The organism is Mycobacterium sp. 852013-50091_SCH5140682, assembly GCF_001665685.1.
Lineage (GTDB): Bacteria > Actinomycetota > Actinomycetes > Mycobacteriales > Mycobacteriaceae > Mycobacterium.
In genome coordinates, this window is record NZ_LZTB01000011.1 from 249,430 (window position 1) to 270,400 (window position 20,971).

At 67.0% G+C, this 20,971-nt stretch carries 16 protein-coding genes; 6 read left to right on the plus strand and 10 right to left on the minus strand.

From position 1 onward, the window contains the following. Both A5784_RS04640 and A5784_RS04645 read left to right on the plus strand, forming a co-directional pair. Positions 1 to 1,590, plus strand: a complete 1,590-nt coding sequence (locus A5784_RS04640) for an N-acyl-D-amino-acid deacylase family protein (RefSeq protein WP_064942743.1) — start codon at positions 1 to 3, stop codon at positions 1,588 to 1,590. Between the two features lie 40 nt (positions 1,591 to 1,630). Then, positions 1,631 to 2,767 (plus strand): mandelate racemase/muconate lactonizing enzyme family protein, encoded by a 1,137-nt coding sequence (locus tag A5784_RS04645; RefSeq protein WP_064942745.1) that lies wholly within the window; start codon positions 1,631 to 1,633, stop codon positions 2,765 to 2,767. Positions 2,768 to 2,788: 21 nt separating this feature from the next. On the opposite strand, the gene A5784_RS04650 is transcribed toward A5784_RS04645, so the two are convergent. Beyond that, positions 2,789 to 3,397, minus strand: coding sequence for a mycothiol-dependent nitroreductase Rv2466c family protein (locus A5784_RS04650; RefSeq protein ID WP_064942747.1), 609 nt, complete (start codon positions 3,395 to 3,397; stop codon positions 2,789 to 2,791). Between the two features lie 256 nt (positions 3,398 to 3,653). On the opposite strand from A5784_RS04650, the gene A5784_RS04655 reads away from it, so the two are divergent. Both A5784_RS04655 and pepN read left to right on the plus strand, forming a co-directional pair. Next, a complete protein-coding gene (locus A5784_RS04655) occupies positions 3,654 to 4,046 on the plus strand; it encodes a DUF732 domain-containing protein (RefSeq protein ID WP_064942850.1) in 393 nt (130 codons plus the stop codon). A gap of 38 nt (positions 4,047 to 4,084) precedes the next feature. Continuing rightward, on the plus strand, positions 4,085 to 6,670 hold the full coding sequence (pepN, locus tag A5784_RS04660; RefSeq protein ID WP_064942749.1) for an aminopeptidase N: 2,586 nt from the start codon (positions 4,085 to 4,087) through the stop codon (positions 6,668 to 6,670). A gap of 233 nt (positions 6,671 to 6,903) precedes the next feature. Here the strand turns inward: pepN and A5784_RS04665 are convergent, their stop codons facing one another. From A5784_RS04665 to A5784_RS04675, 3 genes are read right to left on the minus strand one after another with little or no spacing between them, the layout of a single operon-like run. Continuing rightward, entirely contained in the window at positions 6,904 to 7,389 is a 486-nt protein-coding gene (locus A5784_RS04665) for a DUF5130 domain-containing protein (protein ID WP_064942751.1), read from the minus strand. Beyond that, entirely contained in the window at positions 7,376 to 7,609 is a 234-nt protein-coding gene (gene ctaJ, locus A5784_RS04670; RefSeq protein ID WP_029372926.1) for an aa3-type cytochrome oxidase subunit CtaJ, read from the minus strand. The genes A5784_RS04665 and ctaJ overlap by 14 nt, the downstream gene beginning before the upstream one ends. A gap of 52 nt (positions 7,610 to 7,661) precedes the next feature. Then, entirely contained in the window at positions 7,662 to 8,306 is a 645-nt protein-coding gene (locus A5784_RS04675; RefSeq protein WP_064942753.1) for an HNH endonuclease, read from the minus strand. 132 nt (positions 8,307 to 8,438) lie between these two features. Here A5784_RS04675 and A5784_RS04680 point away from each other — a divergent pair, with 132 nt between their 5' ends. After that, positions 8,439 to 8,843: a globin gene (locus tag A5784_RS04680; protein ID WP_064942755.1), complete on the plus strand. Its 405-nt coding sequence runs from the start codon at positions 8,439 to 8,441 to the stop codon at positions 8,841 to 8,843. Continuing rightward, the gene (locus tag A5784_RS04685) at positions 8,843 to 10,381 is read left to right on the plus strand and encodes a glycoside hydrolase family 13 protein (RefSeq protein WP_064942757.1); all 1,539 of its coding nucleotides are present in this window, start codon (positions 8,843 to 8,845) and stop codon (positions 10,379 to 10,381) included. The genes A5784_RS04680 and A5784_RS04685 overlap by 1 nt, the downstream gene beginning before the upstream one ends. A gap of 88 nt (positions 10,382 to 10,469) precedes the next feature. On the opposite strand, the gene A5784_RS04690 is transcribed toward A5784_RS04685, so the two are convergent. From A5784_RS04690 to A5784_RS04715, 6 genes are all read right to left on the minus strand, one after another. Next, a complete protein-coding gene (locus A5784_RS04690; protein ID WP_064942759.1) occupies positions 10,470 to 11,132 on the minus strand; it encodes a DUF8185 domain-containing protein in 663 nt (220 codons plus the stop codon). Then, complete coding sequence (locus A5784_RS04695) at positions 11,129 to 11,542, minus strand: acyl-CoA thioesterase (protein WP_156750367.1); 414 nt, start codon at positions 11,540 to 11,542, stop codon at positions 11,129 to 11,131. Before A5784_RS04695 ends, A5784_RS04690 begins: the two co-directional genes overlap by 4 nt. Next, entirely contained in the window at positions 11,539 to 16,395 is a 4,857-nt protein-coding gene (locus tag A5784_RS04700; protein WP_502687490.1) for an NAD-glutamate dehydrogenase, read from the minus strand. The genes A5784_RS04695 and A5784_RS04700 overlap by 4 nt, the downstream gene beginning before the upstream one ends. Before the next feature lie 109 nt (positions 16,396 to 16,504). Further along, positions 16,505 to 18,178, minus strand: coding sequence for an energy-dependent translational throttle protein EttA (ettA, locus tag A5784_RS04705; RefSeq protein WP_064942763.1), 1,674 nt, complete (start codon positions 18,176 to 18,178; stop codon positions 16,505 to 16,507). A gap of 105 nt (positions 18,179 to 18,283) precedes the next feature. Then, positions 18,284 to 18,778: a single-stranded DNA-binding protein gene (locus tag A5784_RS04710; protein ID WP_064942765.1), complete on the minus strand. Its 495-nt coding sequence runs from the start codon at positions 18,776 to 18,778 to the stop codon at positions 18,284 to 18,286. 152 nt (positions 18,779 to 18,930) lie between these two features. Further along, positions 18,931 to 20,952: a bifunctional copper resistance protein CopD/cytochrome c oxidase assembly protein gene (locus A5784_RS04715; protein WP_064942767.1), complete on the minus strand. Its 2,022-nt coding sequence runs from the start codon at positions 20,950 to 20,952 to the stop codon at positions 18,931 to 18,933. Positions 20,953 to 20,971: the final 19 nt, after the last annotated feature.

Sequence of the window (20,971 nt, forward strand, 5' to 3'; positions counted from 1 at the left end):
GTGCCTGCACTGGATTACCTGCTGACCGGCGCCCAGATCGTCGACGGCACAGGGGCGCCCGCACGCCGGGCCGATGTCGGCCTGCGCGCCGATCGCATCGCGTTCGTCGGGCTGTCGGCTGATGTCCGGGCGATCACGACGCTGGACTGCACCGGCATGATCGTCACACCGGGGCTCATCGATCCACACAGCCACAGCGACTGGTCGGTGCTGGGCAATCCTGACGCATTCAGCACGATCCACCAGGGTGTGACCACCGAGGTGGTCGGTAACTGCGGCGTCACCCACGCCCCCCTCACGGAGACCGACGTCGATGCAACAGCAGGTGCACTACGCGCGATGGGTTACGACGGCCCGGTCGATTGGCGCGGTTTCGGCGACTTGGTGCAACGTGTGCACTCAGGTCGGACGACACAAAACCTCATGTGGTTCGTCGGGCACACCGCAATCCGCTGTGCGGCGCGCCAGTCCACCGACCAACTGCGTGAACAGGCCCGCCTGCTCGAGGAGGCGATGGACGCGGGTGCGATCGGATTCTCCAGCGGACTCGAATACGGTTCAGGGCGATTCGCCGCCACCGAGGAACTCGTCGCGCTCGCGCGCGTGGCAGGCAAGCGTAACGGCATGTACGCCAGCCATATCCGCAATCGCGATGCAGATCTCGACACCGCGGTCGCGGAGTTCTTCGACGTCGTCGCACGCGGTGGCGTGCGTGCCCAGCTGTCTCATCTCAACGTCCGCCACGACACCGGCGCCCACCCGGGCGCGTGGGCGCGCGCCGCCGAACGGGTCGTCACCGAACGCCGGCGCGGGACTGACGTGTTGGCCGACATGACGCCCTACCCGCACGGCATCGGCATGGCCACCGGCCTGCTGCCCGCCTGGCTGGCCGAGCGGCCCGCGGTCGAAGCGGCGGCACTGCTCGCCGACCGTGAGATCCGGGATCAGGTGCGCCGCGACAGCGACCGCTACTGGCGTTTCGTGCACCGCGGCCAGTGGCACCGAGTCCGCTTGGGCGTCAGCGCAACCCATCCCGAATGGGAAGGCCTGTCGTTTCCCGAGATCGCCGAACGTCACGGCGCCGACGAGTGGGACTGCCTGTTTGACATCCTCACCGCGGCCGGGCCCGACATGGGCAGCGTCCAGTTGATCGGCGAGTTGTTCGCTCCGAGCCATCTCACAGAAGCGATCGCCCACGACCACTTCCTGCTCGGAGTCGATGCGTTCACCACGTGCCGGCCCGGTCCACTCGCCGGCCGTACCCGCAATCCGCTGTTCTACCACGGACATACGCACTATCTCGCGCACCACGTGCCGGCAGGCACCCTGTCCCTGGAGACGGCGATCCACAAGATGACCGGCATGGTCGCCGAGCACTTCGGCATGCACGACCGGGGTGAACTGTGCACCGGCGCGTTCGCGGACGTTGTCGTGTTCGATCCGGCGATCATCGAACGCACCGACACCTGGAGTCTTCCCCAGCGATACGCCGACGCGGCCCGCCATGTCTGGGTGAACGGCGCACCCGTCGTCACCGACGCCACGCACACCGGCCGCAGGCCCGGACTCATGCTCACCCACCGGCCGTGACGTCCACGACCACAACACCACCCGAGGAGCACCAAAAACCATGAAAATCACCGGCATTCAGACGTGTGGCTTGCGCGGCGCCACCCCCGAGGGCGGTTGGTCCAACGAACTGCGTCCCGACGACGTCGTGCACACCCTCGTCGCCGTCCACACGGACGGCGGGCTCGTGGGAGTAGGCAGCGCGTTCACCACCGAAGGCCTGGTGTCCGCCGCCGTGGATGTACTTGCGCCGCAACTGATCGGGCGGAGTGCGCTGGAAGCCGAGCGGCTCACCGAGACGCTGCACCAGAGTGCGTTCTGGATGGGGCGCGGCGGCTCGCTCACGCACGCGACCAGTGCGATCGACATCGCGCTGTGGGATCTGGCCGGCCAGGCCCTCGGACAACCTGTCGGACGACTGCTCGGCGGTCGCTACCGGGAGCGGGTGCGGCCCTACGCCTCGGTGCTCATGGACGAGGCGCCGGTCATGACCGAGAACCTGTCGGCGCTCGTGGAGGAAGGCTTCACGGCGTTCAAGATCGGCTGGTGGAAGTTCGGCCGAGTGGACAGCGCAACCGACGAGCGCACAGTCGCCGCGGCCCGAGAAATCGTGGGCGAGCGACTCTTGGCCGTCGACGCGGGCGGCTCGGAAGCGTTCTTTCCCGGTGGCTTGTCGTGGGCCAAGCGCACCGCCGACATGCTGGCCGACTATGGCGTCGCATGGTTCGAGGAAGCGCTGGCCCCCGACGACGTCGACGGATTCGTGGAGTTGAGAAGGCACTCCAAGGTGCCGATCAGCGGAGGTGAAGTGCTGACCCGGCGTCAGGCGTTCATGCCGTTCCTCGATGCAGGCGCGTTCGACATCGTGCAGCCCGACACCACCAAGGGCGGCGGTCTGAGCGAGTCACGCCGCATCGGCTGGGCCGCCCAGGACCGCGGCGTCCGGCTGATACCGCACGGTTGGAACACCGCGATCGGCCTGGCCGCGGACCTGCACCTGGCCTCGGCTCTGGCCGCGACCGACCTCGTCGAGTACAAGACCGGGTCGGCCTACATCGACGAACTTGTGTGCGGTGGATGGGATCTCGACAGCGACGGGATGCTGGCCGTGCCGGAGGGGGCCGGCCTCGGTGTCACGCTCGATCACGAGAGGCTGCACCGATATGGCAGCAACCCAACGTTCGCCGCGCCGTGCTGAGGCCGGCCCGGCCAGACCCGCTCAGTCGAATTCCGGCGCCTCGGTGCGGCTGCGCTTGAGCTCCCAGAAATGCGGGTACGACGCGAAGGTCACCGACGCGTCCCAGAGCTTGCCTGCTTCTTCCCCGCGCGGGATCTTCGAGAGCACCGGACCGAAGAAGGCCACGCCGTTGACGTGGATGGTCGGGGTGCCGACGTCATCACCGACCGCGTCCATCCCCTCGTGATGGCTCTTGCGCAGCGCCTCGTCGTACTTGTCCGTGGTGGCCGCCTCGGCCAGTTCGGCCGGCAGGCCGACCTCTTCGAGCGACTCCTTGATCACGGCGTCGAAGTCCTTGTTGTCCTGATTGTGGATGCGGGTTCCCATCGCGGTGTAGAGCGGCGCGAGGATCTCCTGACCCTTGAGCTGCTCAGCGGCGATCGCCACCCGCACCGGGCCCCAGGCCTTCTTCATGAGCTCGACGTAGTTCTCGGGAAGGTCGCGGCCTTCGTTGAGCACCGCCAGGCTCATCACGTGGAACTGCACGTCGATGTCGCGGACCTTCTGGACCTCCAGGATCCAGCGCGAGGTGATCCAGCACCACGGGCACAGCGGGTCGAACCAGAATCCTGCAACGTCTTTCTCAGTCATCAATGCGTCCTCTCGAGGGTTCGGGCCAGAGCTCCGTCCAGCACAACTGCGCACCCGCATAGAGTGTTCCCCGAGTCGGTGGTAACCATCGCACCGCGTGTTGCGATAAGCATGTCGACGTCACGGAAGTGGCACAGGAAACGCATAGTGTGCAGATCTTTATTGAACCGTGTTGTCCCTGTGACCCTGGTGAACCACTGTTTCCCAAGTGAGTGGGGCGCTGCAAGTGTCCTACGTGACAGCTGAGGAGCTGAATATGGCCGCACGTGCCTTCCTGACGACCATGGGCGTCGTCGCCGCTGCCGGCCTTGCGCTGGCCGTACCCGCCCAGGCCGACACGAACGACTCGTTCCTGAACGCCCTGTCCAACGCCGGCATCGGCTACAACGACCCAGGCTCGACCGTTCAGCTCGGGCAGCAGGTGTGCCCGATGCTCGTCGAACCCGGCAAGAACTTCGCGTCGGTGGCGTCCCAGATGCGGGGCAACAATGGCATGTCCCCCGAGATGGCGTCGTTCTTCACCGGCATCGCCATCCAGATGTACTGCCCACAGATGATGTCGTCGATCACTGACGGCTCCATCCTGAACAACCTGGGCGGGCTGAACGCACTGAGCGGGATCGCCGGCTTCCCCGGCTTCGGGCAGTAGCCCGAGACTGCCACGCGGCCAGCCGATAGGTTGGACGCGTGGCTCTTCCGAATCTCACCCGCGACCAGGCCGTCGAGCGCGCCGCCCTGGTCACCGTCGGCAACTACCGCATCGAGCTCGACCTCACCGACGGTGAGGGCCGGCCCGGCGACCGCACCTTCCGGTCCACCACGACGGTGGAGTTCGATGCGCTTGCCGGCGCCGACACCTACATCGACATCGCGGCCGACGCGATCCACAGCGCGACCCTCAACGGCGTCCCGCTCGACACGTCCACCTACGACGAATCCACCGGCATCGCCCTGCCGGACTTGGCCGCACACAACGTGCTCGTCGTCGACGCGGACTGCCTGTACTCCAACACCGGTGAAGGGCTGCACCGGTTCGTCGACCCGGTCGACAACGAGGTGTACCTGTACTCGCAGTTCGAAACCGCCGACGCCAAGCGGATGTTCGCCTGCTTCGATCAGCCGGATCTCAAGGCGACCTTCGACATCCAGGTCACTGCGCCGTCGCACTGGGAGGTGATCTCCAACGGGGCACCGGTTTCCGCTGAAACCTCCGGCAGCGCAAAGGTTCACGTCTTCGCCACCACACCGAAGATGAGCACCTACCTCGCAGCGCTTATCGCCGGGCCCTACGCGGTGTGGCGTGACGAGTACTCCGACGACCACGGCACGATCCCGCTCGGCCTGTTCTGCCGCAAGTCGCTCTCCCAGTTCATGGATGCCGAGCGACTGTTCACCGAGACCAAGCAGGGATTCGGCTTCTACCACAAGAACTTCGGCACGCCCTACGTGTTCGGCAAGTACGACCAGCTGTTCGTCCCGGAATTCAATGCGGGCGCCATGGAGAACGCCGGCGCGGTGACGTTCCTCGAGGACTACGTCTTCCGCTCCAAGGTCACCCGGTATTCCTACGAACGCCGCGCAGAGACCGTCCTGCACGAGATGGCCCACATGTGGTTCGGCGACCTGGTCACCATGCAGTGGTGGGATGACCTGTGGCTCAACGAATCCTTCGCGACGTTCGCGTCGGTGCTGTGCCAGGCCGAGGCCACCGAGTACACCGCGGCGTGGACCACGTTCGCCAACGTCGAGAAGTCCTGGGCCTACCGGCAGGACCAATTGCCGTCGACCCATCCCGTCGCGGCCGACATCCCCGACCTGGCCGCCGTCGAGGTCAACTTCGACGGCATCACCTACGCCAAGGGCGCTTCGGTGCTCAAGCAGCTTGTCGCCTACGTCGGGCTCGAACAGTTCCTGGCCGGTCTGCGGGACTACTTCCGCGACCACGCATTCTCGAATGCCACCTTCGCCGACCTGCTGGGCGCGCTGGAGAAGTCGTCGGGGCGTGATCTGTCCGGCTGGGGCCGACAGTGGCTGCGGACGACGGGGCTGAACACGCTGCGCGCCGATTTCGATGTCGACGAGTCGGGTGCGTTCACCCGCTTCGCCGTCACCCAGTCCGGGGCCGCCCCGGGAGCCGGCGAGACTCGGGTGCACCGCCTGGCCATCGGCATCTACGACGACGGTGGCTCGGGCAGGCTGACCCGCGTGCATCGCGTGGAGCTGGACATCGACGGGCCGGTCACCGAAGTGCCGGAGCTCGTCGGGATTTCGCGCGGCCAGCTGATCCTGGTCAACGACGACGATCTGACCTACTGCTCGCTGCGGCTGGACCCGGTGTCACTGCGGACCGTGCTCTCCCGGATCGCGGACATCGCCGATTCGTTGCCCCGGACGCTGGCCTGGTCGGCAGCATGGGAAATGACCCGCGAGGCCGAGCTGCGGGCCCGCGACTTCGTGGCCCTGGTGATGAGCGGGCTGCACGCCGAATCCGAAGTCGGCGTCGCACAGCGGCTGCTGCTGCAGGCCCAAACCGCACTCAGTTCCTACGCCGATCCCACGTGGGCGCACGAGATCGGCTGGCCGGCATTCGGCGATGCGCTTCTCGATCTGGCGCGGGACTCTGCCCCGGGTTCTGATCACCAGCTGGCCTTCGTCAACGCGCTGTGCTCGTCGGTGCTGGCCCCCAACCACGTCGCCGTCCTCTCGACTTTGCTCGACAACGAGCCGGCCGCGGTGAACCTGGCCGGTCTGGTGATCGACACCGATCTGCGCTGGCGCATCGTCACCGCGCTGGCCCGCTCCGGGCACCTCGACGCCGACGGTCCCGAAACGCCGTTCATCGACGCCGAGGCCCAGAATGACCCGACCGCCGCAGGCAAGCGTCACGCCGCTGCCGCAGCGGCCGCCCGGCCGCAGGACGTCGTGAAGGCGGCCGCGTGGGAAGAGGTCATCGAGGACGACGCGCTGGCCAACATCACCACCCGCGCGATCGTCGGTGGTTTCGTGCAGCCGGGCCAGGAGGAGCTGCTCACGCCGTTCACCACGCGTTACTTCGCGGCGATCTCGGGGGTGTGGGAGCGCCGGTCCAGCGAGGTCGCCCAGACCGTCGTCATCGGCCTGTACCCGTCATGGGACATCAGCCAGAACGGGCTGGACGCGGCGGACACGTTCCTGTCCGATCCGGAGGTGCCGCCTGCGCTGCGCCGCCTGGTCCTGGAAGGCCGTGCCGGCGTGGAGCGCTCACTGCGCGCCCGCGCGTTCGACGCAGGCTAGGTCTCGTCGCTAGGTCCCGTACCACCGCGAGCGTGCGCGTCTGCCGGCCGACACACCGTGTTCAGGCAGCAGTTCGTGCACGCTCGTGGTGTGTAGGAGGCCGTTCAATTGTTCTGGAAAGCAGAAATCCCGGTATCGAAACCGTGGTCTCGATACCGGGATCTAGCGCGTAATGCGGCGTGTCGAGCAACAGACCCGCACGCTCGCGGTGCAGAGGTCGTGCAGAGGTCAGGTCAGGCGGGGGAAACGCCGGCGGACAGCACCCGCACAGCGCTGATCAGCCCGTCGATCAGGTTGCCTTCCTTGAACGAGGCGGCAGCCGCGGAGACACCCAGCGGTGCGGCCTCTTCGATGCCACGGCCCTTCACGTCGGCGCCGTAGACGACCTCGATCGCGTGCTGGTCAGGCGACACCGCCAAGAGCACCGCGTTGTTCGGGGTCGGCACCTTGGCCAGGATCTCGCGGGCCGTGGCAGCAGTGTCAGCACCGAGCCCACCGATGTAGACCGCGAAGCGGGCCTTGGCGGCGCGCGAGCCGTACTTCAGCGCGTCGTCGAGGACCACGAGATCCATCGTCGGGAAGGGGTAGTGCACCGACAGCTCGCCGGGTTCGGTGACCCCGGAGATCCGTCCGCTGGATGTGATCGCGTAGCCGTAGGGCAGGTCGATTTCACCGGGCGCGACAGTTGCGACGACACCTGTTTGGCTACCACTTGCCACTTGCGCCACCTCCAATGGTCACTCCGTGCGAATCGTGGCCGCCGTGCCCATGGTCGGCAGGCTCGGCAGCTGCCCACAGGATCGGCTCGTGGGTCCACGAGTCCGACATCTTGTAGGTGGCCGGGTGCGGTCCCCTGCGGGTCAGGAAGATCAGCGCCAGGATCACGAACAACAACAGCGGAACCCCTCCGAGGAGGGAATGGGTAAGTGCTGTGCTCACGGCCAAACCGTATCAGCCGCACGGGCCGGACGCGCCGACAGTGAACACTCCGCTACGCCGCGCCTTCACCCAGGTACCGAACCCAGGCCGGATCGAGGTCCTTGATGGTCGACAACAGCCGCCAGTGCTGGCCTTTCGGCGGCATCGGCACCGTGCGCAGCGACCAGCCGAGCTCCGCCAGCAGCTTGTCGGCCTTGCGGTGATTGCATGCCGCACAGGCGGCCACACAGTTCTCCCACGAGTGCTCGCCACCACGGCTGCGCGGCACCACGTGGTCGACGGTGTCGGCCCGTGCCCCGCAGTAGGCGCAGCGGAAGCGGTCGCGGTGCATCAGTGCGGCCCGGGTCATCGGGATACGCGCCCGGTACGGCACCCGCACGAACGTGCGCAGCCGAATCACCGACGGTACGACTATGGTGCGGGTCGCGGAATGGATCAGCGGCCCGGCCGGGTCGTCGTGCACGACGTCGGCCTTGCCGCACATCAGCATGATCACCGCCCGGCGCAGCGGCAGCGCTGTCAGCGGTTCGTAGGTCGAGTTGAGCAGCAGAACCCGGCGACGGCCCCACACCGATGCGTCGGGGGTCGCCGGGGCCAGTGTCTCGACGCTGTGCAGCGGCCGATTTGGCGCGTGAGGCCCCGAAGGGCCGGATATGTGACCGGTCCGTCGTGAGTGGCCTTTTTTGCTGTGCGCCATAGAGCCTCCGAGCACACAGTCCACCACGGATCCAGGCCGATCGCACGATAATTCTTTGGGTGTCAGCTGGTCAGTCCCATGAACACCAGGTGACGAGACCGCCCTGAGCGCCAACTGGGAACGATCGGCACAATGGGGTGCGTGACGCAGGCTCAACAAACCTTCTACGACGAGGTCGGTGGCCACGACACCTTCCAAACCATCGTGTCGCGGTTCTACCAGCTGGTCCGTGAGGACGAAATCCTGCTGCCGCTGTACCCCGAGGACGACATCGACGGCGCCGAGGAGCGGTTGCGGATGTTCCTGGAGCAGTACTGGGGCGGGCCGCGGACCTACTCGGATCTGCGCGGACACCCGAGGCTGCGGATGCGGCACGCACCCTTCCGCATCGGCCTGCTGGAACGCGACGCGTGGCTGCGGTGCATGCACACCGCGGTGGCGTCGGTCGACTCGGCAACGCTGGACGACACCCATCGCAAGGCGTTGCTGGATTACCTCGAGATGGCCGCAGACGCGATGGTCAACTCGGCGTTCTGATGGCGACATGGTGGGAGCACGCGGTGTTCTACCAGGTCTACCCGCGCTCGTTTCGCGACAGCAACGGCGACGGGGTGGGCGATCTCGACGGGGTGACCGCCGGGTTGGACTATCTGAGCTCCCTCGGCGTCGACGCGCTGTGGCTCAACCCGGTGATGGTCTCGCCGATGGCCGATCACGGTTACGACGTCGCCGACCCCCGCGATGTCGACCCCCTGTTCGGCGGCCTCGATGCGCTGGACCGACTGCTGGACGCGGCCCACGCCCGCGGCATCCGGATCACGATGGATCTGGTGCCCAACCACACCAGCTCGGCACACCCATGGTTCGTCGAGGCGCTCACCAATCCGGCCCGCCGGGATCGCTACATCTTCCGCGACGGCGGCGGCCCCGACGGGTCGGTGCCGCCCAACAACTGGGTTTCGATCTTCGGCGGCCCGGCCTGGACTCGCGTCACCGAACCCGACGGCACCCCCGGGCAGTGGTACCTGCACCTGTTCGACGCGTCGCAGCCCGATCTGAACTGGGACAACCCCGAGGTGTTCGACGATCTGGAGAAAACGCTGCGGTTCTGGTTGGACCGCGGAGTCGACGGATTCCGTATCGACGTGGCCCACGGCATGGCCAAACCGCCGGGCCTGCCCGACATGTCGGTCGTCGACACCGCGGTGCTGCGCAACAGTGACGACGACCCGCGATTCGACAACGAGAGCGTCCACGACATCCACCGGTTCATCCGGACCGTGTTCGACGGCTATCCCGACGCGGTGACCGTCGGGGAAGTGTGGGTGCGCGGCAACGAGCAGTTCGCGAAATACCTCCGCCCCGACGAGCTTCACCTCGGCTTCAATTTCCGTCTGGTGCAAGCCGATTACGACGCCGACGAGATTCGCGACGCGATCGACAACGCATTGGCCGCGGCGGCACTGGCCGGTGCCACCCCGACCTGGACGCTGTCCAACCACGACGTCGAGCGCGAGGTCACCCGCTACGGCGGCGGTGCCCGCGGGCTGGCCCGGGCCCGAGCCATGGCGCTGGTGATGCTGGCCCTACCGGGTGCCGTGTTCATCTACAACGGTGAGGAACTCGGCCTGCCCAACGTCGAGCTGCCCGATGCCGTGTTGCAGGATCCCGTGTGGGAACGCTCCGGCCACACCGAACGCGGGCGCGACGGCTGCCGCGTGCCGATGCCGTGGCAGGGTTCCGAACCGCCGTTCGGCTTCTCCACCAATTCCGATACGTGGCTGCCCATTCCGGCCGACTGGGCCACCCTCACGGTCGCAGCGCAAGAGCACGACCCCGATTCCACGCTGGCGTTCTATCGGCAGGCGCTGCAATTGCGCGGCAGCCGAAGCGAATTCAACGGCAACGGCATCGACTGGCTCGACGATCTGACGTTCCGCAGGCCCGGTGGGCTGGTGTGTGTGCTCAACGCGGGCGCCACTGCGTTACCGCTACCTGCCGGTGAGGTGCTGCTGGCCAGTGGACCGCTCGTCGACGGCACAGTGCCCCCGGACACCGCGGTCTGGCTGGTCTAGTTTTTCCGGCGAGTTCCTCCCGCGAGCAGACATAAAGGTCCGCGACACGCCGTGATTGCGGTACCGCCGCGACTGCTCGCGAGAGGGACTAGCCCAGAACCAGAGCGGGGGCGCCGCGTCTGCGGTACACCGAGCCGAACCTGGCGTCGATGCGCAGCCACGCGGCGTGCGCACGCACCCGCACGATCTCCCCAGCGCTGAGCGACTCACCCGATTGCGGCAGGAAACCCATTGCCGTCAAAGCAAATACGCAGCGCATCGGGACACCGACAGACAAGTCATCGGAGCTGACCACCACCACATCCTGATCGAGCAGTGACGTCGGCGGGCCGTGCGCGCCACCGTGTTCCTTGGCCAGCGTCGTCCCCTGCTCCGCCAGATCGAGCATCACCCGCGCGGGAACATCGTCCACGTGGACGAACCCGGTCTCCGGCGGCAGTCCCCCACGCCAGGCCGAATCCATCGGCATCCCGGTGTCGATGTAGCCACCGTGCGATACCGAGAGCCCGGCACGTAGCGCGTCGGCACCGGCGGACAGATCACCGGGGCGAAGCCGCGCGGAGAACACCCGGCTGGCCAGTACATCGAATCCCGTTGCGACCCAAGCTACTACCTGCTCACCGGCACCGTCCCTGACCCGCAACCGCACCACCGCCGCATCGTCGAGCCGCAGCACCCGGTCGATGAACGTCGCGAAGTCGTCGCGCTGGTGCGGATCGTCGATCCATAGGCCGCGTTCCGGATCGGTCATCGCAGATAGCGCTCCAGATACGCCCGCTGCTCGGACGAAAGACGTTGCAGCCGTTGCTCTTCGATATGGACGGCAGCCAGCTGAGTCTCGGCGATCACCGACGGCTTGCAGTCGGGATCGGCGTGCACGGGGCGCACCTCGTACCCCACGGTGAAGTCCACAGCACGTACCCGCTTGGACCACATCGTGACCTGCAGTGGCGAATCCACCAACCGCAGTTGCCCCTTGTAGACGATGTTGACCTCGGCGATCAGCAGACCGATCGTGGTGATCTCGGCGCCGAACGGCTCACGCAGGAACGGGATCCGTGCCTCTTCGAGGATGGTCACCATGGTGGCGTGATTGATGTGCTGGTACATGTCGATATCCGACCAGCGCACATGCACCGGCGTTGTAAAGCCCGCTGTCACCCGGTTGTTCCCGTCCCACTCGTCCTCGTCATGCTGCGGATCTGACGCGCCGCCACCGACAGCGTCGCGAGGTCCTGCAACTCGCCCTCGTAGATCTCGCCCAGTGTCCGTCGGGCACGGGCCACCCTGGAACTGTTGGTCAGCTCCCATTCGGCGATCTTCTGCTCACCGGTCTCGTCCGGTTCGCCGACCGCCATCACGTCGAAGCACAACGCCCGCACCGACCCGTAGATGTCATCGCGAATAGCCAACCGCGCCAACGAATGCCACCGGTCGTCCCGACCCAGCATCGACACCGCCGTGAGCAGCCCGTCGGCGCCGAGGTGGTCCATCAACGCGAAGTAGGCGTCGGCCACCTCGACCGGGTCCCGCTCGATGATGTCGGCGATGTCGATCACGTCGAGCAGGCTGTACTGGTACAGCCCGGTGGACACCAGATAGGCCAGCTCTGGGGAGACTCCGTGCGAGACGAGCTCACCGGCCTCCTTGTTGACGATGGCCTTATCGGCACCGCGCAGCCACTCCCCTATGCGCGGCGTCAGCGTCGCGACCTTGTCGGCGAACCGGTTGATCTCCGCGCCGACGGCCAGCGGCTGGGGCCGGTAGTTCAGCAGCCATCGGCCGGCCCGGTCGACCAGTCGGCGCATATCGAGTGTCATCCGGTCGGTCACCGCGACCGCGACGCCCTGCTCACCGGCCGCGCGGATCTGGCGCCAGACGTCGCCGATCCGGAAGATCGCATTGGTGGCGACGTAGCTGCGTGCCGCATCGACCGGCCCGACCCCGACGTCCTCGGTGATGCGGTAGGCGTAGCTGATGCCGCTGGTGTCGACCAGATCGTTGACCAGCATGGTGGTGATGATCTCGCGGCGCAGCTGATGCGATCGGATCTCAGTGTGGAACTCGTCGCGCAACCTGGCCGGGAAGTACCGCGGCAGCCGGGAGGCGAACACCTCCTGGTCAGGCAGGTCACTGGCGAGCACGTCCTCTTTGAGAGCCAACTTGACGTGTGCCATCAGCGTGGCCAATTCCGGTGAGGTGAGCCCGATTCCAGCTTCGGTACGACGCCGGATCTCCTTCTCCGACGGCAGCGCCTCCAACTCCCGGTTGAGCCCACGATCGGCCACGAAGTCCTTGATCATGCGGGCGTGCACCGAGAGCATGCTCGCCGAGTTGGCCCTGCTGGTGCCCATCAGATCGTTCTGGTCACGGTTGTCGCCCAGCACGAGTTCACCGACCTCGTCGGTCATCGACAACAGCAGGCCGGTGCGCTCCTCGGCGCTGACCCGGCCCGCGGTGACCAGCGAGTCGATCAGGATCTTGATGTTGACCTCGTGGTCGGAGCAGTCCACCCCGGCGGAGTTGTCCAGCGCGTCGGTGTTGATCCGGCCACCGGCCAGATCGAACTCGATACGGCCCAGCGACGTCACGCCGAGGTTGCCGCCCTCGCCGATCACCTTGGCCCGCACCTGGTTTCCGCACACCCGGATCATGTCGTTGGCCCGGTCGCCGACGTCGGCGTCGGCTTCGGTCTCAGCCTTGACGTAGGTGCCGATGCCGCCGTTCCACAGCAGGTCCACCGGGGCCTTGAGAATGGCCTTCATCAACGCAGGCGGCGTCAACTCGTCGACGTCGCCCTCGATGCCCAGCGCGGCGCGCACCTGCGGACTGATCGGGATCGACTTCTGATCGCGGCTGAACACGCCGCCGCCCTCGCTGATGAGCGACTTGTCGTAGTCGTCCCAGCTCGACCGCGGCAGCTGGAACATGCGGCTGCGCTCGGCCCACGACGTCGCGGCATCGGGGTTGGGATCGAGGAAGATGTGCCGGTGATCGAACGCCGCGACCAACCGAATGTGTTGGGACAGCAGCATTCCGTTGCCGAACACGTCACCGCTCATGTCTCCGACGCCGACGACTGTGAAATCTTGCGTCTGAGTGTCGACGCCCATTTCACGGAAGTGGCGCTTGACCGATTCCCAGGCACCCTTGGCGGTGATGCCCATCGCCTTGTGGTCGTAACCGATCGAGCCGCCCGACGCGAACGCGTCACCCAGCCAGAAACCGTATGACTTGGCGACCTCGTTGGCGATGTCGGAGAACGTCGCGGTGCCCTTGTCTGCCGCCACCACCAGGTAGGCGTCCTCACCGTCCCGGCGCACGACGTCCGGCGGGGTCACGACCGCACCGGTCGCCTTGTCGACGTTGTCGGTGACATCGAGCAGGCCGGAGATGAACAGCTGGTAGCAGGCCACGCCTTCGGCCCGCGTCGCGTCGCGGTCGACCGCGGGGTCGCCGGTGGGCTCCGGCGGTTGCTTGACGACGAACCCGCCCTTGGCCCCGACCGGCACGATGACGGCGTTCTTGACCGCCTGCGCCTTGACCAGGCCGAGGATCTCGGTGCGGAAGTCCTCCCGGCGATCCGACCAGCGCAGCCCGCCGCGGGCCACGAATCCGAACCGTAGGTGCACGCCCTCGACGCGGGGCGAGTACACGAAGATCTCGAATTTCGGCCGGGGCAACGGCAACTCGTTGATCAACCCGGGGTTGAGCTTCATCGCCACCACGCCGCGCTGACGCGCTGAATCAGGCCGCTGCACAAAGTAGTTGGTGCGCAGGGTGGCCTGGATCAGGCTGGCGAACGCGCGCAGCACCCGGTCGGTGTCGAGGCTGACCAGAGCATCGATGTCGGCAGCGACTGCCGCGGCCGCGCTTTGGGCGTCGCGGGGCGCTGCGGCGTCGCGTTCAGTGCCGGGCGGAGTGAACAGTGCCTCGAACAGCTCGACGAGTGACCGCGCGGTGTGCGGGTTGTCGTTGAGCACCGACTCGATGTGGTTCTGGCTGTAGGGGAATCCGGCCTGCCGCAGGTACTTCGCGTACGCGCGCAGGATGACCACCTGCTGCCAGGTGAGCCCGGCGCGCAGCACCAGCTGGTTGAACCGGTCGATCTCGGCGTTGCCCTGCCAGATGGCGGTGACGGCGTCGGCGAAGCGCTGCGCGGTGGCCGCCCGGGCTTCGGCGTCGGGCGCATCGGGCATGTTGCGTAGCCGCGAGACCTTGAACTGGTAGATCCAGACTGGCAAACCGTCCGCGCGGGTAACGGTGTACGGCCGTTCCTCGAGCACGACGACGCCCATGGACTGCAGCATCGGCAGCAGCTCGCTCAGCGATGCCGAATGCCCACCGAGGTACCAGGTCAGCTGGGCGATGCGGTCTTCGCCTTCGCTGAACACCAGCTTGACGGAATTATCCTGCAGCTCTTCGATGATCGCGATGTCGGCGACGGCATCGGCCGGCGTGACGGCCTGCTTGTAGTCCTGCGGGAAGGCGGTGGCGTAGTGCTCGACAGCGGCGGGGTTGAGGCCCTTGGCCGAACTGATCAGCCGGTCACCCCAGTTACGGGTCGCCTCGGTCAGCAGATTCTGGATCCGAGACTCGTTCTCGATCGAGGTGTCGACGCGGTGCGCACGCTCACCGTCGGGCAGCCTGACGGTGAAATGAACTACCGCCCAAGGGGATTCACTGACCCGCGCGGAGTAGTCGATGCTCACCCCGCCGAGCTCGCGGACCAGGATGTCCTGCATCTCCAGGCGGACCGCAGTGGTGTAGCGATCACGCGGCAGGTACACCAGGCACGAGACGAAATGCGCCAGCTGATCGGCGCGCAGAAACAGCAGGGTGCGCCGGCGGGAGCCCAGATCGACGACGGCCATGGCCATTTCGAGCAGCTCTTTGGAGCTCAGGGCGAACAGCTCGGGGCGCGGAATGGTCTGGATGATGTCGCGCAGCAGCTGCCCCGGATGGCTCGGGTCGCGGTGAGCCATCGCCAAGGCTTCTTCTGCGCGCCGTGAGACCAGCGGGATCTCAAGCACATTGGCGTTCATGGCCGCGATGGTGAACAGACCGACGAAACGGTGTTCGATCGCACCGGCAGGGCTGCCGCTTTCCCGGACCACCACCAGGTACGGATAGGCGCCGTAGCGCAGGTAGCTCGTCATGGTCGCCTGGGCCAGCACCAGCAGATCGTCCGGATTGGTCAGCGGCGGCAGCACGTCCTGCCGCAGCCGCAGGACACCCAGCCGGCTCGCCGGGTCGACGACGGCCTGGCCGTCTCCGACCGCGCACTGCTGGTAGCCCAGGAGCGCGAAGTGCCCGTCGGCCAGCCAGCGCAACAACGCCGCCACGTCCTTGCGGTCGGCGTTGGGAAAATGCCCTTCGACATCGGTGGCGAGGTCGTTGGCCAGACCGTGCAGCGCGGCGGCCATGGCACCGGTGTCCAGGCCGATCTGTCGGGCGTCGGCCAGGATGCCCGGCACCAGGCGCGTGGCCTCGGTGAGAGCACCGCCGGCGGCCGCGCCATTGACGGGGATGAGGATCCAGCATTCGTCGACGCCGTCTCCGGGTACTGCATCGGCGACCGGCCTGATGTCCTGCAACTGCCCGTCGGCGTCCCGGCGGACCCGGAACACCGGGTTCATCATGGCGCTGTAGGCGACGCCGAGACGGTGCAGCAGCACCGTCACCGAATCGACCAGCATCGGCGCCTGATCGGTGACGATCTGCAGAGCGGGTCCGGTCTCCGCATCGCCCGGGTAGACCGCGACGTTGGTCTCGCCGGGTGCGCGCCGGGCGCCCAACCGGTAGTGGGCCGCGACGGCGCCACCCGACACGAGCCGATCGGGCGCGCTGAGCGCGATCGGCCCGGTCGTGGTGGCGCCCGGCGCGTCAGCCTGCGGCCCCCGGTAGGTGGACAGCAGGGCTACCGCAAGGCGTTGCGTGATATCGGGCGTTGGCTCCGGACCTCCTGGGACGCTTTTCGTCTGTTGCCCCTGAGATTGCGGCCATGCCGTCATACCGAATACTCCTGACTCACGCCCACACACCGGCACTGGTGCGTAGCAGCGACATTAGTCGTACCCCGACTTGCTGTGTTTGATCCTCGCGAACTATCCCGCCTACTGGTCAGTCGCGGGTGAGGCGGCGATGCGTGACCCGGTGCGGGCGAGCCGCTTCGGCGCCGAGCCGGTCGATCTTGTTCTCCTCGTAGGCGCCGAAGTTGCCCTCGAACCAGAACCACTTCGCGTCGTTGTCGTCGTCACCTTCCCACGCGAGGATGTGCGTGCAGGTGCGGTCGAGGAACCACCGGTCGTGCGAGATGACCACCGCGCAGCCGGGGAAGTTCTCCAGCGCATTCTCCAGCGACGACAGGGTCTCCACGTCGAGGTCGTTGGTCGGCTCGTCGAGCAGAATCAGGTTGCCGCCCTCTTTGAGGGTCAGCGCCAGGTTCAGGCGGTTGCGTTCACCGCCGGAGAGCACGCCTGCCGGCTTCTGCTGATCGGGGCCCTTGAAGCCGAACGCCGACACGTAGGCCCGCGACGGGATCTCATTCTGGCCGACCTCGATGTAGTCGAGCTTGTCGGAGACGACCTCCCACACCGTCTTCTTCGGGTCGATCCCCGCACGGCTCTGGTCGACGTACGACAGCTTGACCGTGTCACCAACCCTGACCGTGCCGCTGTCCGGCTGTTCCAGGCCGACGATGGTCTTGAACAGTGTGGTCTTGCCGACGCCGTTGGGCCCGATCACGCCGACAATGCCGTTGCGCGGCAAGGTGAACGACAGATCCTTGATCAGCTGGCGGCCGTCGAAGCCCTTGTCGAGGTGCTCCACCTCCACCACCACATTGCCCAGTCGCGGTGGCGTCGGGATCTGGATCTCCTCGAAGTCGAGCTTCCGCGTCTTCTCGGCCTCCGCGACCATCTCCTCGTACCGGCCGAGCCGGGCCTTGTTCTTGGCCTGACGCGCCTTGGCACCCGAGCGGACCCATGCCAGTTCGTCCTTGAGCCGCTTCTGCAGCTTCTGGTCCTTCTTGCCCTGGACCTCGAGGCGCTCGGCCTTCTTCTCCAGGTAGGTCGAGTAGTTGCCCTCGTACGGGTAGGCCCGGCCGCGGTCGAGTTCGAGGATCCACTCGGCGACGTTGTCCAGGAAGTACCGGTCGTGGGTGACGGCCAGGATGGCGCCCTTGTAGGCGGCCAGGTGCTGCTCCAACCACAGCACGCTCTCGGCGTCGAGGTGGTTGGTGGGCTCATCGAGCAGCAGCAGATCAGGCTTGGACAGCAGCAGCTTGCACAGGGCGACGCGGCGGCGCTCACCACCGGAGAGGTGCGTCACGGGTTCGTCGGCCGGCGGGCAGCGCAGCGCATCCATCGCCTGCTCGAGCTGGGAGTCGATGTCCCAGGCGTCGGCCGCGTCCAGCTCCTCCTGCAGGTGGCCCATCTCTTCCATGAGCTCGTCGGTGTAATCGGTGGCCATGAGCTCGGCCACCTCGTTGTACCGGTTGAGCTTGGCCTTGATCGCCACGCCGGCTTCGACGTTCTCGCGGACGGTCTTGGTTTCGTCGAGCTGCGGCTCCTGCATCAAAATGCCGACCGTGGCGCCGGGGGCCAGCATCGCGTCACCGTTGTTCGCCTGGTCGAGCCCGGCCATGATCCGCAAGACGCTCGACTTGCCCGCCCCGTTGGGACCGACGACACCGATCTTCGCGCCCGGAAGGAAATTCAGCGTGACGTCGTCGAGGATGACCTTGTCGCCGTGCGCCTTGCGGACCTTCCGCATCGTGTAGATGAATTCGGCCATGCCGTGATGTGCCTTTCTGAAGCTGTCCAGTCTTTCTGACGAGGCCCGCGCGGGGGAAGCACAAGTCCTGTCACCCGCGCCCATCCTAGGCGTGACCGAGCGACGTCAAGCCGACAGTGGCAGCGCCCCCGACTCCAGCGCCGCTACCTCCGTCTCATCGACGTCATCGTCGGCGGTGTCGGGACCGTCGCCGTCCAGCGCCGCCTGCTGATCCGCCTCGGGCGCGGCGCCGGTGCCGACCGGCTTGGGCAGCAACTCGACCTTGGCGCTGCACCGTGACAGGTCGGGACCGACCGCGGTGGCGCGGACCTCCACCGACGACCGTCGCACACCTTCTTTGTCCTCGTACTCACTGGTGTAGAGGTGCCCGACGACGACTACGGCGTCACCCTTGCCGAGCGAGGCGCTGACCCCACGGGCCAGGTTTCCCCAGCAGTTGACCGTCACGTACAACGAATTTCCGGGCTCCCAGGTTCCGCCGGCGCCGCGGCGGCGTGAGTTGCTCGCGACCCGGAACTTGAAGAGTTCCTGGTCTCCGAACCGGAGCCGGACAGGATTGGTGACGATGTTGCCGACCACGGTGAACGGTGTCTCGAACATTGCTGATTCCCTTTCGCTGGTGATGTGGGCACCGGGGCCGGAAAGCCGCGATGCCTGACACCGCCATTGACCGCCGCGGCACCGACAAGGACGGGCCACGGCAGCTGTCGGAAGGGAAGGTTGTGGATGAAATGCAGGTTGGGGATAACTCGTCAGTCCGCCGGCTTGTCGCGACGGGCCATCTCGGCGAGCATCGCGTTGTACGCGGCCAGCTCGGCGTTGTCGTCGCGGTCGGCGGCCCGGTCGAGCCGCTTGGCAGTGCGCTGATCGCTGCGCCGCCACTGGATCAGCAACGCCAGCATCACGATGACCAGTGGGACTTCCCCTGCCGCCCAAGCGATTCCACCGCCAAGGTGCTGATCGCCGATCAGGTCGGTGTGCCAGGGCAGCTGCAGGGACCGGTAGAAGGTTGCGCCGAGCACGGTCTGCATGCCCATCATCACCACGCCGAAGAACGCGTGCAGCGGTAGCGACGCGAACACCATCCCCATCTTGGCCAGATGCGGGATGGGCCGCGGGGTGGGGTCCACGCCGATCACCACCCAGTAGAAGAGGTAGCCCGACACCAGGAAGTGCACGTTCATCAGCAGGTGCGCGGCGTGATTGCTCACCGCCGCGTCGAAGATGCCGCCGAAGTACAGGCCGTAGAACCCGGCCACGAACAACACGGTCGCCACCACCGGCTGGGTCAGGAACTTCGATACCGGGGAATGCAGAGCGGCCAGCAACCACTCGCGTGGACCCGGTGCAGCCCCACGGCCCGCGGCGGGCAACGCGCGCAACGCCAGGGTGACCGGCGCCCCGAGCACGAGCAGGATCGGCACCAGCATCGACAGCAGCATGTGCGCGATCATGTGCATGCTGAACATCGCAGGCATGTACCTGCCAAGCCCCGACGAGGTGGTGAACAGCAACGTCGCGCAGCCGAGCAGCCACGCCGCAGTCCGGCCCACCGGCCAGGCGTCTCCTCGCTTGCGCAGCCGGCGCACCGCGAGCAGGTACACGACCGCGCCGATGATCGCAGCGGTGCCGAAGATCAGGTCGAAGCGCCAGTCGAACAGCACCCGGGCAACCGTCGGCGGCCCGGAGAAGTCGTACCCGATGGCCACCTCCGTCGCACTGGGCACCCTGGTCTCCGGGGGCGGCGGCGTGCGGCCCAGGCCGACGGCGATCCCGAACGTCGCCCCGAACAGTGCCGCCTCGCCCAGCGCCAGCCGGATCAGGGGGCGTCGGCCGTCCGGGTCGGCCTGCAGAGCGGCCACCCCACTGCGGCGCTGCGCCCAGCCGAGCACCCCCAGCAGGCCAAGGGCCACCATCTTGGCGACGATCAGCAGACCGTACGGTGTGCGCACCAGATCAGCCGGTTGAATGCGCACCAGCGCGTTGATCACCCCGCTGAGCGCCATCGCGACGTAGCACCACAGCGCCAGGGCCGAGAACCGACGGGCGGCCAGAGCGGTGTTCTCGCCGAGTTGACCGCGCAGCGCGTGCACCAGCAGCGCCAGCAGCCCACCCGCCCACAGCGCGGCGGCCATGAGATGGATGAACAGACTGTTGGTGGCCAGGTCGTGGGCGCCACCCGCCGATGAGTGCCCGGTCAGCGCCAGCGGCACCAACGTCAGCATCGATCCGCCCAGCAATACCGGTGTCCAGCCCCAGCGCAGCACGGGCAGGCTGGCGATGGTCACCGCAGCGGCCAGGATCGCGGTCCATCGCCATGCACCTGCGGTGTCGATCAGGCTGGCCACCGACCACACATCGGTCGGGCTGAGGTGCTCGAGCAGCGGCTGACCGGACACGTCCGACACGGTCAGCGGAACCAGCAGCGCGGCGCACACCGTCCACACCGCCGAAGCCGCCGACCCCAACCGCAACGCGCGGTAGCCGGCCACGTCGAGCACACCGTTGGCCTGCGGCGGCACCAGGAACGCGGCGAACAGGAACCCGCCGACCGCGACCACGGCGGCGATCTCGCCGGCCGCCCGAAAGAACGGCAGTCCGTAGGTGGTGATGGGACCGGGGTTGGGCAGCCCGGTCGCCGTCAGCGCGTCGGCCAGCGCGAGCGCTCCGATCCCGGCGGCGATGGTTCCGGCCAGCACCCCGACGCCGACGAGCACGGGCCACACAGCATTGGTGCGCACGCCTGATGCGGCCGGCGCGCCGGGAGAAGTCATGTTCCCAGCGTATGGCGTG

Bases quoted from the DNA above. Each gene is read 5' to 3' on its own strand.
- A5784_RS04645 (WP_064942745.1), top strand. From the start codon at position 1,631: ATGAAAATCACCGGCATTCAGACGTGTGGCTTGCGCGGCGCCACCCCC.
- A5784_RS04650 (WP_064942747.1), bottom strand. From the start codon at position 3,397: ATGACTGAGAAAGACGTTGCAGGATTCTGGTTCGACCCGCTGTGCCCG.
- A5784_RS04655 (WP_064942850.1), top strand. From the start codon at position 3,654: ATGGCCGCACGTGCCTTCCTGACGACCATGGGCGTCGTCGCCGCTGCC.
- A5784_RS04675 (WP_064942753.1), bottom strand. From the start codon at position 8,306: ATGGCGCACAGCAAAAAAGGCCACTCACGACGGACCGGTCACATATCC.
- A5784_RS04680 (WP_064942755.1), top strand. From the start codon at position 8,439: ATGGGGTGCGTGACGCAGGCTCAACAAACCTTCTACGACGAGGTCGGT.
- A5784_RS04685 (WP_064942757.1), top strand. From the start codon at position 8,843: ATGGCGACATGGTGGGAGCACGCGGTGTTCTACCAGGTCTACCCGCGC.
- A5784_RS04690 (WP_064942759.1), bottom strand. From the start codon at position 11,132: ATGACCGATCCGGAACGCGGCCTATGGATCGACGATCCGCACCAGCGC.
- A5784_RS04700 (WP_502687490.1), bottom strand. From the start codon at position 16,395: ATGACGGCATGGCCGCAATCTCAGGGGCAACAGACGAAAAGCGTCCCA.
- ettA (WP_064942763.1), bottom strand. From the start codon at position 18,178: ATGGCCGAATTCATCTACACGATGCGGAAGGTCCGCAAGGCGCACGGC.
- A5784_RS04710 (WP_064942765.1), bottom strand. From the start codon at position 18,778: ATGTTCGAGACACCGTTCACCGTGGTCGGCAACATCGTCACCAATCCT.
- A5784_RS04715 (WP_064942767.1), bottom strand. From the start codon at position 20,952: ATGACTTCTCCCGGCGCGCCGGCCGCATCAGGCGTGCGCACCAATGCT.